This is a genomic window from Flavobacterium sp., assembly GCF_043722275.1.
In the GTDB taxonomy this organism is placed as follows: domain Bacteria; phylum Bacteroidota; class Bacteroidia; order Flavobacteriales; family Flavobacteriaceae; genus Flavobacterium.
Genome location: NZ_JAYSPC010000080.1, coordinates 1 through 12,825, shown reverse-complemented (window position 1 = coordinate 12,825; position 12,825 = coordinate 1). Strand labels below are relative to the sequence as shown.

Below are 12,825 nucleotides of genomic sequence, written 5' to 3'. Positions count from 1 at the left end.
CAGGTCAGGCTGAGCGGAGTCGAAGCCTTTTCAAGAGTAGTTCTCTATAAAGTCGCAGAAAACTATTAATTTGCTAAATTTGTGCAATTTGTGGTGATTTTTTAGATTAAAAACAAAAGCCCTGCACTTCCTAAAAAGTGCAGGGCTTTTAACCAACCAAATTAAATTCTATTATTATCGGATTAAGCTTGTTTTACAAATTGTAATTCAATGTTTAAACGAACTTCTTCACCTACTAAAACTCCTCCGGTTTCAAGAGCTGAGTTCCAGTTTAAACCCCAATCTTTACGATTAATTTTTCCTTCAATGCTTAAACCTACTTTAGTATTTCCCCAAGGATCAGTCATGATTCCGCTAAATTCTACAGGAAATTTAACTGATTTTGAAACGCCTTTGATAGTTAAATCTCCAGTTAATTCATAATCTCCAGTATCGATTTTTTTAAATGATGATCCTTTGAAAGTTAATTTAGGATTGTTCTCAACATCAAAGAAATCAGCGCTTCTTAAATGACCATCTCTGTCTGCGTTTGCAGTATCGATAGAAGCGATATCGCCTGAAAATTCAATTTCAGCATTTTCGAAGTTTTCGCCTTCTGTAGTAATTGCTGCGTCGTAAGTTCCAAATTTACCTGAAACATTTGTAAACATCATGTGTTTAACTTTAAAACCAATTTCTGAATGTGTTGGGTCAATTGACCATTTTGTAGTTGCCATAATTTTTATTTTTTAAATAATTAATTTCATTTTGATAGGACAAAGTTACGTCCGGAGTATTCGAAACACACTTAACCTAGATTAAGAAATGAAATATGATGATTTTGTCTTTACCAGACCTAACAGGTTTTTAAAACCTGTTAGGTCTCTTAACTGTTTTTATAATAACTCAATGCTCCCGAAGGACATTTATGAATTGTTTCCATGATTTTTTCAGAAGTCGAAGCTTCAGGTAAAATCCACGGTTTTCTTTTGGATGAAAAACATCAGGATTATTTTTTACACAATTAGCAGAATGAATGCATTTTCCGGATTGCCACACAATTGTTACTTCTCCGTTTGTATATTCTTTGGTAAGGTTATCTGGATTCATGGTTGAAATTTAATGTTTAGTTATTTTAAAGTCAGACCAGTTTTTTATTATAAAAATAATCTTTCTTTTCGGTTTTTATGAAATTTGGATAAAAAAAGAAGTGACAACAATCTGTTATTCAGATTGATTATCACTTCTTAAGAAAAAAGTATTAATTGTTTCTTTAGAATTAATAGTTCATCGGAATATCCATTAATAAAAATTCAGCATCTGTATTTGCTTGAATGTTTAAAATATCAGTTCCGGAGATTCCAATCGCATCACGAGTATTTAATTCCTGACCGTTGATCGTTACGTTTCCTTTTAAAACGAAAGCATAAACTCCATTTCCTTCTTTTTTAATTTTGTATTCAGTACTTATCCCAGAATCAAAATTACCCATTTGAAACCAGGCATCCTGATGAATCCAAACTCCTTCGTCATCTGGATTTGGAGATAGAATTTGTGCTAATTTATTGTGTCTGTCAGCAACATTCAAGGTGATTTGTTGGTAACGAGGATCTACATTTCTTTTGTTTGGAAACAACCAGATTTGCAATAATTTAGTTTGTTGATCTGCATTCGGGTTAAACTCACTATGTTGAACTCCGGTTCCTGCACTCATAACCTGAATATCACCATTTTTGATGATCTCAGTATTTCCCATGCTGTCTTTGTGAGCTAAATCTCCTTCTAACGGAATGGTAATGATTTCCATATTATCGTGAGGATGTGTTCCAAAACCCATTCCGCCCGCAATTGTGTCATCGTTTAAAACGCGAAGTGCTCCAAACTGAATTCTTTCAGGATTGTACCAGCTTGCAAAACTAAAACTATGATAAGCATTAAGCCATCCGTGATTTGCATTTCCTCTTGTTTCTGCTTTGTGTAATACTATATTTTCCATGATGATGTTTGTTTTATTATTATGGTACAAAGATACCACCAAGGTCAATGAAAGACACTTAATGTAGATTAAGAAAAAAGTTACTGAGTTTCTGAGGGGCTAAGATTCTAAGGTTTTAGGTTCAAAGAGGCAAAGGTAAGGTGTAGAGGTTTTATCGTAGAGGCGCACATCAGTGCGCCTTAGATAATGGTTTGTCGTTCTGAATAAGTCCCAGCGGGACGTTATATTTATAGACATTTGGGTTTGCCGGACAAGAACCCCATCGGGGTGAAATATTATTCATTACGAAAAAAAAATAAATATATCGCTCCGTTGGAGCTTTTGGAATCAATTATAAATTATTCTATAAATATATTGCTCCGCTGGAGCTTAACTATATTGACTAATAAACTGCTGAACAACCGCATCTGTATTCTCGTGGCGTTTTTTATTTTCCAAAGCAATTGGTGGCGCGGCTCTTTCGAGGCAATTTTTTACATCGCAGGTTTCACAAGTAACACCAACAATTCTTTTTACCAAAGGCTTGCCTTCGATGAATTTGAATTTCTTTTTCATTGCCGGAGTAATTAAAATTCCAACAGAAATACTTCTTATATTATTCTCGACAAAAGGATCTTTTGTGGCCGATGAAAAAACCAGATATTCATTGCCGCTATGAACATAACTTGAAATCTGAGCATCAAAAAAATGTGGTTTGTTTTGTCTAATGGCTTCGTCTATAGTTTTTACAGAAACCCATCTTCTGCAATAATGTTCGTTGGTTTCGTTTGCGTGAGGTTCCTGTTGATTGGTAATATGCAGTTCTTTTTTAATCTGATAAACATCTGAACCAATTGGATGAGATAATCTTAGAAAAAATAAGTTTTTTAAGTTAAAGTCTTTCGGTAATAAATTCGTCAATCTCTGGTAAAATGATTCCGGCGAAACTTCGAAACTTTCGATTAAAGCGACAAATTCTTCCGGTTTTGGATTTTCATTATTTAAGAAATCATTGATTTTGTCAACGACTAATTTTCTTGGTAATAATAAAGCTCCGGCAAAATATGAAGCGTAAAAATTATGTAAAACCTGATCAAAATTTTCGAATTTAATCCAGCTGAAAGTCAATAATCTGTCTGATATTTTCAGATAATTATAGGCGATTTCTTTTGCCAGAATAAATGCTTTCTGTGGACTGTCTAATTCTGTAGAAAGTAATAATGTTTTACTTTTCGGAACATAAATAGAGCGTAAATCTCCCAGCGCTTCCTGTTCTGAAAAAGCGATTTCTTTTATATTATATTCATATTCTTCTTTCAGAATAGCTTCTAATTCTTCAATACTAATTTTAGAATCTAAATTAATTTGAAATGATTTTGAAAAATTAATAACCTGATTTTCTAAATCTTCAAAATAATTACTGCTGGCTTCCTGATAAGATCGTAATGCTGCCAGAAAAAAACTTTCTCTGCTTAAATTATAATGTTGGGCAATTTCGATAATGGTACTAATAAAGGCATTGACTTTTGCTGGTGCATTGGCAATAATATCAATTAAATCAGCTTCCTGGATGCCAAAAAGCTCTAACGGAATCTCTTTTAAAATTCCGGATTTCAGGATTTCTCCAATTGGAGCAAGATTATTATCAAGTTTCAAAGACACCATTTGGTCATATGGAACATCTAAATGTTCGCATAAAAGCAAAACTTTATCGGTTTTTGGATATTTTTTTCCCTTTTCAATCTCGTTTAAATACGATTTTGAAAGATTTGTCAATTTGGCTAAGCCAAAAAGCGAAAGATTTTTTTGAGTTCGGACTTGCTTAAGTTTTAGTCCAAATATCAGCTTTATATAGTCTTTTTCAATATCCATAATCAAATATAGACATTTAAAAAATAATCGCCAAAAAATTATTTTCAATATTTAGCGAACGTTCGCTTGTTTTGTAAAAAACTTTTTTTTAATATTGTGGTATAGAAATTATTAGAAATCAAACCACTTAAAATAATTTCAGAAACAAATAAATTAACAGCTATGAAAAACCAATTAGAAATTACCGAAACGCAAATGGAATTTTTAGCCGAAAAGAAACTTTCTTATCCAAAGATCTGGACAGAAGAAGCAATCCTTTTTATAACCGAATTGCATAAAAAATTCGAATCGCAACGAAAACTGTTATTGTTACAACGCGAGCAAAAACAAACTGCTTTTGATCAGGGCGTCATGCCGGTTTTTACGGCCGAAACTAAAAGTGTCAGAGAAAGTAATTGGACAGCCGGAGAAATTCCGAAAGATTTATTAGATAGAAGAGTTGAGATTACCGGACCTGTTGATCGCAAAATGATTATCAATGCATTGAATTCCGGCGCTAAAACTTTTATGGCTGATTTTGAAGATAGTACTTCTCCAACATGGGAAAATTTGATGGAAGGACAAATGAATTTGATTGATGCGGTGAACAAAACGATTTCACATACAGATTTAGTGAAACATAAATCATATCAATTAAATGAAAAAATTGCAACGTTAATTGTGCGTCCCAGAGGTTTACATTTGTCGGAAAAACATCTTTTAATTGAAGGAAAAGAAGTTTCAGGTTCTTTGGTAGATTTTGGATTGTATGTTTTTCATAACCATAAAAGGCTTTTAGAAAACAATTCGGGACCATATTTTTATATCCCGAAATTAGAACATTATCTCGAAGCGCGCTGGTGGAACAATGTGATTGATTTTACTGAGGATTATTTGAAATTAAAAAGAGGAACTATAAAAGTGACGGTTTTAATCGAAACCATAACGGCAAGTTTTCAGTTAGACGAAATTATATTTGAATTGAAAGAACATATTGTAGGATTGAATTGCGGTCGCTGGGATTATATTTTCTCTTATATCAAGAAATTTAGAAAAAATCCGAAGTTTATCGTTCCGGATCGCGATCAGGTAAATATGACTTCACCATTTATGGATGCGTATTCTAATTTGGTAATTCAAAGATGTCATAAACGCGGGATTCATGCGATTGGCGGAATGGCAGCTCAAATTCCGATTAAAAATAATGAAGAAGCGAATGCTGTAGCTTTTGCAAAAGTAAAAACCGATAAAGAACGTGAAGTTCGAAACGGTCACGACGGAACCTGGGTTGCACATCCGGATTTGGTTTCATTGGCAAAAGAAATATTTGATAAAGGAATGCCAACTCCAAATCAAATTCATATTAAAAGAGAACATCGCAAAATCACGGAAGCAGATTTGATTGAACCACCAATTGGAATCATTACGGAAAACGGCGTTCGCAAAAATATCAACGTTGGCGTTTTGTATTTGGCTTCATGGTTAAATGGGCAAGGCGCAGCGGCTTTGCATAATTTAATGGAAGATGCGGCAACGGCTGAAATTTCAAGATCTCAATTGTGGCAATGGCTTCAGAATAAAGTGCTTTTGGATAATGGACGACAATTAGATCTGGCATATTATCACGAATTGGCTTTAGACGAATTCAAGAAAATCAAAGACGAATTAGGTGAAGAAATTCACGAAAAAAGACAATTTCCTTTAGCGGAAAAAGTACTGGAAAGATTAGTAGTAAACACTGATTTTGTTGACTTTTTGACTATTCCATGCTACAAATATTTATAAAGAATTAAAAATTGAGAATTAAAAATTAAAAATATTTTTCATGCAGATTTATCAAATAGCACAGATTTTTAATTTTTAATTCAAAATTTTTAATTGAATGAAACGCTTTACTAACCAACTTAACTATATTATTTATGAAAACAACAGAAGACAGAATTCAGGAATTGATTAACGATTGGATTACGAACCCAAGATGGAAAGGTGTTGAACGCCCTTATACGGCGACAGAAGTAGTTACGCTTCAGGGATCGTATCAAATAGAGCATTCTATTGCAAAAATGGGAGCGCAAAAATTATGGAAAAAGTTAAAAAATCAGGATTATGTTGCTGGTTTGGGCGCATTAACAGGAAATCAGGCGATTCAGGAAGTTGACGCTGGTCTTGAAGCAATTTATTTGAGCGGCTGGCAAGTTGCAGCCGATGCAAATTTAGCGGGAGAAATGTATCCTGACCAATCGCTTTATCCTGTGAATAGTGTGCCAATGGTGGTAAAAAAAATAAATAATGCTTTATTGCGAGCAGATCAAATTCAGACCGTAAATAAGGTTGAAGATAAAAAAGATTATTTAGTTCCGATTGTGGCTGATGCCGAAGCAGGTTTTGGGGGAAATCTGAATGCTTTCGAACTAATGAAATCAATGATTGAAGCCGGTGCTTCAGGAGTTCATTTTGAAGATCAATTGAGTTCGGCTAAAAAATGCGGGCATTTGGGCGGTAAAGTTTTGGTTCCAACTCAGGAAGCAATCAATAAACTAATTGCAGCACGTTTAGCAGCAGATGTAATGGGAGTTTCAACTTTGATTGTAGCAAGAACAGATGCTGATGCGGCTAATTTATTAACTAGCGATGCTGATCCAAGAGATGCAAAATTTATTACAGGCGAAAAAACCAATGAAGGTTTCTTTTATGTAAATAACGGAATCGATCAGGGAATTGCACGCGGTTTAAGTTATGCGCCATATGCTGATTTGATTTGGATGGAAACCAGTAATCCTGATTTGGTTTATGCTAAAAAGTTTGCCGATGCAATGAAAAAAGAATTTCCCGATAAAATGCTGGCCTATAATTGTTCGCCTTCTTTTAATTGGGCTGCAAAATTATCAGTGGCAGAAATGGAAACGTTCAGAGAAGATCTGGCTGCAATGGGATATAAATTTCAGTTCATAACTTTAGCCGGTTTCCATGCTTTAAACACAAGTATGTTCGAATTATCTAAAGCATATAAAGAACGTGGAATGGCGGGATATTCTGAATTGCAGGAAAGAGAATTTGCTTTACAAAAAAGCGGATTCAGAGCGGTAAAACATCAGGCTTTCGTAGGAACTTCTTATTTTGATGCGGTACAAAATACCGTAACCATAGGAAAATCAACAACTACAGCAATGAAACATTCTACTGAGGTTCAGCAATTTTAATTCAAAAGAAAAACCAGTTCATTGAACTGGTTTTTTTATGCCACAGATTTCACAGATTAAAAGGATTTTTTTTCGCCACGAATTTCACGAATTTACACAAATTAGTTTGCTCAAAGTTGAATTAAAATTCGCGTGAATTAGTGAAATTCGTGGCAACATTTTTTTTAATCCTTTTAATCCGTGAAATCTGTGGCTATAAAAATTATTTTTTCAAAAGACGAGCTTTCATCTTGCTGAAAAATTCTGGGGTTACACCAATGAAAGAAGCGATTTGTTTTTGAGGCACTTTATGAACCAAAGAACCATATTTAGTGCAAAATTTCTCGAAACGTTCTTCGGCAGGTAAACTTAAATTGTCCATTAGTCTTTGTTGATTCGCAACTAATGAATTTTCGACTAAAATCCTGAAAAAGCGTTCCAGTTTTGGAATTTCAAGATATAATTGTTCCTGATTTTCTTTGGATAGCGAAAGTACTTCTGCATCTTCTAAAACTTCTATAAAAAGCTGTCCCGGTTTTTGCGAAAAGAAACTGTACATATCGCTTATCCACCAACCTGCGCAAGAAAATGATAAAACATGTTCGACAATATTGTCGTTGATATTGAAACTTCTTAAAATTCCTGAATTTACGAAATACGAATGTTTGCATACTTCGCCGGAACTTAATAATATAGTTTTAGCTTTATAAAAGTTAGTTTCTGTTTTTGATAGAAACAACGCTTGTTCTTCAGGAGTTAACGAAACGTGTTTGGCAATATTCTCAAGAATTAACTCCATTATTTTTCTTTAATCAAGGTGAATGAAGTCGCTTTGAAACGTCCGTTTTCTACTTTTCCTGTAACAGAAGCTTTGCGGATTTTATTGCAAAAACCATCTTCAGCGTGTGCGTCGCCATGTTCGTCAATAGTTGTGCCGTCAACAAAATAGGGTTTTCCGTCAATGCGAACGGCTAAATCGCAACTTTTACCTTTCATCCCAAATTGACATTCGCCACAAGCAGTTTCTACAATTTGAGGTTTTTCGGCTGTTTTTTTATCTTGGGCTTGAGTTGCGATTCCGATAAATAGGAATATTATAAAGATTACTTTTTTCATTTTTAAGAGTTTACAGTTATTAATTTTGAAGTTGCTTTTGCACGTTCAACAATTTCTTCAATTGGAGTTGTTAGTGAATCATGACTTAAAACAACTCCCATTCGGCGATATGGTCTTGAAGTTGGTTTCCCAAAGATTCTAAAATCGGTTTTAGGTAAAGCGGCTACTTTTTCGATTCCGGTAAAAGTGGGATTACTAGAATCTTCTGATGCTAAAATTACGGCACTTGCTCCGGCTTTTTCTAAAGTGATTTCGAAAATCGGAAGACTTAAAATGGCACGTAAATGCAGTTCGAATTCATTGAAATTTTGAGTTCCGGCTAAAGTTACCATTCCGGTATCGTGCGGACGCGGAGAAAGTTCAGAGAAATAAACGCCATCATTAGTTAAAAAGAATTCAACGCCAAAAAGTCCTGCGCCACCAAGTGCTTCGGTAATTTTTTCGGCCATATCCTGCGCTTCATACAAATCGGCTTCAGAAACTTTTGCGGGCTGCCAGCTTTCCTGATAATCTCCGCGTTCTTGTCGGTGACCAATTGGAGAACAAAACAACGTTGGATTGTTATTTTGAGTAATCGTTAAAAGTGTAATCTCTGAATAAAAATCAACAAATGCTTCTACGATAACTTCAATAACATCGCCGCGAGAACCTGCAACGGCATATTCCCATGCTTTTTCGATATCACTTTCGGTTTTTATAGTCGATTGTCCTTTTCCTGAAGATGACATTAAGGGTTTTACCACACACGGAATCCCAACTTCCTGAACGGCTTTTTGCAATGCTGAAGCTGAAGTTGCATATTGATATTTGGCAGTTTTTAATCCCAATTCTTTTGAAGCCAAATCACGAATTGCTTTACGATTCATGGTAAAGTTGGCCGCTTTCGCCGAAGGAACAACGGTAATGCCTTGTTTCTCGTAATCATAAAAACGTTCTGTGCGAATAGCTTCTATTTCTGGAACAATAAAATCTGGTTTGTGTTTGGCTACGATTCGGTCAAGCGCTTCGCCGTCCAGCATATTGATAACTTCAAATCCGTGTGCAACTTGCATTGCGGGAGCATTTTCGTAACTGTCAACAGCAATTATGGTTTGTCCGATTCGTTGTGCGGCAATGACAAATTCTTTGCCTAATTCGCCTGAACCGAGGAGTAGTATTTTCATAGGGGAGTTTTATGTTGTTGGAGTAGTAAAAGTAGGGAAAAATGTTTTTAACCGCAAAGTTCTATTCACGTGTCTTTCCGTAGAGGCGCACTGCAGTGCGTCTACGCCATCTATATTTAACCGCAAAGTTCACAAAGGGCTACGCTAAGAGCGCGTAGTTTTATTTTTTAAATTAAAAAAGAACGCACGGACTTTTACGCATATTTTAATTTAATTCAGATAAAATAACCGTACAGTTTGTCATTTCGACGCAGGAGAAATCTCCGCAAGAAGCTCGACAAAGATTTGATTCTCGTTGCGGAGTTGCTTGCGGGGATTTCTCCTGCGTCGAAATGACAATATTGTGGTAATATTGAGTATAATTATAAACATAAAAGTTCTTGTAACCCGTTTGCGTGAGGGATAGAAGTGAAAAGCCCACAGCCTGACGAAGGAAGTGCGAGGACTTGCAGCGGATAGCCCGACCCTTGTGGTCACGCCCAAATAATAAAAAAACCGATACTTCATAAAAGCATCGGTTTTGTATTTTTTAATGAAATTAATCTTCTTCGATTTCGAATTCAGCATCTTTTTCCCAGATTTCCATTTCGCAGGGCTTGCAGTTGAATTTTAGTTTGTATTCGAGTTCGCCTTGTTTTAATACTAATGGTTCTTTGACTTTGACACCAACTATGTCTTTCTGGTGTATTGGGCATTTTTTTAATTCGTATTTGATGCAGTATTTTGTTGTCATTACAAGAGATTTTCCCGGGTCCCATTGCAATTCAAATGCTTTTTCTATTTCGGTTACGCCGTGACGTTCATAGAATTTACGTGCAGTTTTGTTCGAAACGTTGTACATAAAATCTAATTTGGTTTCAGGATAAGGATGCGATGTTTTTACTAATTGATGTTCTTCACGTTTGTAATTTGCCAGACGAATTTCTGATAATTGTTCGAAAACGTTTCTTCGCATTTCGTTGATTTTTGAAATGGGAAGGAACCAGTTTTGAGTAAACATCACATTAATTTCATTAGCTGTATAAGGTGTAAAACCCGTTTTAGCCAATTGTGTTTTGATGTTTTCCTCGATTGATTCGTTATTTTTAGTCGTCTCTTTTGAATGTTCTAAAGTGACAATGCTTACATTTCCGTCTTCGTCGGTGGCGATTAATTCGAAACCTTTTTCGTTTTCGGTAAGTAATAAAGTCGTGCTGATTTTGCGAACCGCACTATCTTCTCTTTCAACAATTTTGATGAATGCTGCATCATTGTTACGGTAAATAAAAGTTCCGTTTTTTACTTCTTTTAAAACGTTTGGGTAAATTTTACCGTTTTCGGCTTTGTTTACGTAGATTCCGTCAGCTTCATTATTTTCGTTGATAAAACAAAGTCCGTCGCCGTTGTTTAATAATTCGCCGTTTTCGATTTCGTAAGCGTTTCCAATAGTTCGAATTAATTTCCCAATGTATTGACCTTTAGATTTTGGACTTTCCCAAGATCCAATACTATTATGTCTGTCGTTTACAAAATAATCAGTATAACCGCGGTTAAAAGTTCTGTTTAAAGAAGAATCAAAGGTGTAAGTACATTTTCCTGAAGAAGCTTTTGTGTATTTATCATTTCCTTCGGCTTCTAAAAAGCTGTCTAATTTCTGCCGAAGATACGATACGTTGTTTTTTACGTAAACAACATCTTTTAATCTTCCTTCGATTTTAAAAGACACGATTCCGGCTTCAATCAAATTTGGGATTTGGTCTGAAATATCTAAATCTTTTATAGAAAGTAAGTGACTGTTTTTGATTAAGGTTTCTCCGTTTCCGTCAATTAAGTTATAGGGTAAACGACAGTTTTGAGCGCAAGAACCACGATTGGCGCTGCGTTCTCCGTTGGCTACGCTCATATAACAGTTTCCACTAAAAGAAACACATAAAGCTCCGGTTACAAAAAATTCTAGTTCAACATCTGCTTCGTCATATATTTTCTTAATTTGATGCAAGTTCAATTCGCGGGCTAAAACTACACGTTTGATTCCGGCATCTTTAAGGAATTTAATTTTATCGGCGTCGCGATTGTTGGCTTGTGTGCTGGCGTGAAGTACGATAGGAGGCAACTCCATTTCCATAATAGCCATGTCCTGAATAATCAATGCGTCAACACCAATATCGTATAATTGATAGATCATTTGGCGACACGTTTCAAGTTCGTTGTCGTACAAAATAGTGTTCATTACTACAAAAACCTGAGCATTAAATAAATGAGCGAATTTTACTAATGCGGCTACATCTTCAATTGAATTGTTGGCATTAGAACGCGCACCAAATTGTGGAGCCCCAATATAAACTGCATCGGCGCCACTATTTATGGCAGCCATTCCTCCAATTAAATCTTTTGCCGGAGCTAATATTTCAATCTTCTTCTTCATCTATAAAACTTTATACTATGTGATATTTGTGGAAAAAAGTTTGCAAAGTTCATATATTTTATTTGAGTTTGCTAATGCTGAAGTGACTTTTTTTTTGATATAGCGGATAATATGGAATGAGAATATTTAAGATTTGTTGATTTTTATTAAAGGATATTCTAAAAGCGGATTTTAATTCGTTCAATATTTAAAACAAAAAAACTACCTGATTTTAATAACCAGGTAGTTTCGTTCTCAAAAAATAGTGCCAAATTATTATGACAATTTTTTCGCTTTGATTTTAGTCAAAGTATTTTCGATACTGTTTAATTGTTTTGAAACAATACTAATTTGACTTCCATCAAGATGATTATCATCTAAAGCCATTTTAAATTTTTCAACAGCAGCTTCTTCTCCGGTAATACACGCATTGATAATAGCTTCTGTGTCTCCGCTTGTAAATGATGATTTAATATCAATCCATGCACGGTGTATCGCTCCTAATGGTCCTCCACCAGATGTATCAGTTGATTTTCCCAGTTTATTGATTTCGTCTTGTATTTCTACAATGAATAACGCACGTTCACGAGCATAATCTAAAAAGTCAGTTTTGATTGCCGGGCTGTCTACGTGTTCAGCGGCATTTGTATATCCTAGTTTTCCATCTTCAAGAATAGAAATTAATCCTTCTAATGTGCTAACTGCTTTTTCTGTGGTTTCATCTGTATGTATCATAATAAATAATCTTTTAATTAATGTATAATACAAAGGTGGGATTTTATAGAGACTTTTGTTTTACAGAATTTTACAGGTGATTTATAAAATTGTGGAATGGGAATTTTGAAAGGTATTTTTTGTTGCCACGAATTACACAAATTTCATGAATTATTTGATGCTTAATTAATGAAATTTTCTTGCGTTTCGTTTTGCGTGAGGGATAAAAGTAAAAAGCCCGCAGCCTGACGAAGGAAGTGCGAGGACTTGTAACATCCCGATAACTATCGGGAAGCCCAACTCGCAGGGCAATGTCATTAAGTTAAGGGGAAATCTATAAAATTACTTAACAGTTTAATCAAGAAAGTAATTAGAAAAATCCGTTTTTATCCGCGTTTTCGCTTTAGCGAATCAGTAAAATCAGCGTCTAATTTTGACGCGGATAAAACAGATTTACTTCGTAAA

The 12,825-nt window shown here is 34.9% G+C and carries 10 protein-coding genes and 1 pseudogene; 2 read left to right on the top strand and 9 right to left on the bottom strand.

What is annotated here, in order from left to right:
* Positions 1–182: 182 nt before the first annotated feature.
* The 4 genes and pseudogenes from ACHZDT_RS10745 to ACHZDT_RS10730 all read right to left on the bottom strand — a co-directional run bounded on the left by ACHZDT_RS10745 (position 183) and on the right by ACHZDT_RS10730 (position 3,826).
* Positions 183–716: a YceI family protein gene (locus ACHZDT_RS10745; protein WP_394774629.1), complete on the bottom strand. Its 534-nt coding sequence runs from the start codon at positions 714–716 to the stop codon at positions 183–185.
* Between the two features lie 149 nt (positions 717–865).
* Positions 866–1,089 (bottom strand): annotated as a pseudogene (locus ACHZDT_RS10740) ((4Fe-4S)-binding protein).
* 169 nt (positions 1,090–1,258) lie between these two features.
* Positions 1,259–1,975 carry a pirin family protein gene (locus ACHZDT_RS10735; protein ID WP_394774628.1) on the bottom strand — a complete coding sequence of 239 codons (717 nt, stop codon included), beginning with the start codon at positions 1,973–1,975 and terminating at the stop codon, positions 1,259–1,261.
* Positions 1,976–2,344: 369 nt separating this feature from the next.
* Complete coding sequence (locus tag ACHZDT_RS10730; protein ID WP_394774627.1) at positions 2,345–3,826, bottom strand: helix-turn-helix domain-containing protein; 1,482 nt, start codon at positions 3,824–3,826, stop codon at positions 2,345–2,347.
* Positions 3,827–3,988: 162 nt separating this feature from the next.
* Here ACHZDT_RS10730 and aceB point away from each other — a divergent pair, with 162 nt between their 5' ends.
* On the top strand, positions 3,989–5,590 hold the full coding sequence (gene aceB / locus ACHZDT_RS10725; protein WP_394774626.1) for a malate synthase A: 1,602 nt from the start codon (positions 3,989–3,991) through the stop codon (positions 5,588–5,590).
* A gap of 134 nt (positions 5,591–5,724) precedes the next feature.
* Positions 5,725–7,005, top strand: a complete 1,281-nt coding sequence (gene aceA, locus ACHZDT_RS10720) for an isocitrate lyase (protein ID WP_394774625.1) — start codon at positions 5,725–5,727, stop codon at positions 7,003–7,005.
* A gap of 202 nt (positions 7,006–7,207) precedes the next feature.
* On the opposite strand, the gene ACHZDT_RS10715 is transcribed toward aceA, so the two are convergent.
* The 5 genes from ACHZDT_RS10715 to ACHZDT_RS10695 form a co-directional block, all read right to left on the bottom strand.
* On the bottom strand, positions 7,208–7,783 hold the full coding sequence (locus ACHZDT_RS10715; RefSeq protein WP_394774624.1) for a Crp/Fnr family transcriptional regulator: 576 nt from the start codon (positions 7,781–7,783) through the stop codon (positions 7,208–7,210).
* Positions 7,783–8,100 carry a DUF6370 family protein gene (locus ACHZDT_RS10710; RefSeq protein ID WP_394774623.1) on the bottom strand — a complete coding sequence of 106 codons (318 nt, stop codon included), beginning with the start codon at positions 8,098–8,100 and terminating at the stop codon, positions 7,783–7,785. The genes ACHZDT_RS10715 and ACHZDT_RS10710 overlap by 1 nt, the downstream gene beginning before the upstream one ends.
* A 2-nt stretch (positions 8,101–8,102) precedes the next feature.
* On the bottom strand, positions 8,103–9,263 hold the full coding sequence (purT, locus tag ACHZDT_RS10705; protein ID WP_394774622.1) for a formate-dependent phosphoribosylglycinamide formyltransferase: 1,161 nt from the start codon (positions 9,261–9,263) through the stop codon (positions 8,103–8,105).
* A 538-nt stretch (positions 9,264–9,801) separates the two neighbouring features.
* Positions 9,802–11,667 (bottom strand): U32 family peptidase, encoded by a 1,866-nt coding sequence (locus ACHZDT_RS10700; protein WP_394774621.1) that lies wholly within the window; start codon positions 11,665–11,667, stop codon positions 9,802–9,804.
* A 255-nt stretch (positions 11,668–11,922) separates the two neighbouring features.
* Positions 11,923–12,381, bottom strand: a complete 459-nt coding sequence (locus tag ACHZDT_RS10695) for a PA2169 family four-helix-bundle protein (RefSeq protein ID WP_394774620.1) — start codon at positions 12,379–12,381, stop codon at positions 11,923–11,925.
* Positions 12,382–12,825: the final 444 nt, after the last annotated feature.

Bases quoted from the DNA above. Each gene is read 5' to 3' on its own strand.
- ACHZDT_RS10730 (WP_394774627.1), bottom strand. From the start codon at position 3,826: ATGGATATTGAAAAAGACTATATAAAGCTGATATTTGGACTAAAACTT.
- ACHZDT_RS10700 (WP_394774621.1), bottom strand. From the start codon at position 11,667: ATGAAGAAGAAGATTGAAATATTAGCTCCGGCAAAAGATTTAATTGGA.
- ACHZDT_RS10715 (WP_394774624.1), bottom strand. From the start codon at position 7,783: ATGGAGTTAATTCTTGAGAATATTGCCAAACACGTTTCGTTAACTCCT.
- ACHZDT_RS10710 (WP_394774623.1), bottom strand. From the start codon at position 8,100: ATGAAAAAAGTAATCTTTATAATATTCCTATTTATCGGAATCGCAACT.
- purT (WP_394774622.1), bottom strand. From the start codon at position 9,263: ATGAAAATACTACTCCTCGGTTCAGGCGAATTAGGCAAAGAATTTGTC.
- aceB (WP_394774626.1), top strand. From the start codon at position 3,989: ATGAAAAACCAATTAGAAATTACCGAAACGCAAATGGAATTTTTAGCC.
- ACHZDT_RS10735 (WP_394774628.1), bottom strand. From the start codon at position 1,975: ATGGAAAATATAGTATTACACAAAGCAGAAACAAGAGGAAATGCAAAT.
- aceA (WP_394774625.1), top strand. From the start codon at position 5,725: ATGAAAACAACAGAAGACAGAATTCAGGAATTGATTAACGATTGGATT.
- ACHZDT_RS10695 (WP_394774620.1), bottom strand. From the start codon at position 12,381: ATGATACATACAGATGAAACCACAGAAAAAGCAGTTAGCACATTAGAA.
- ACHZDT_RS10745 (WP_394774629.1), bottom strand. From the start codon at position 716: ATGGCAACTACAAAATGGTCAATTGACCCAACACATTCAGAAATTGGT.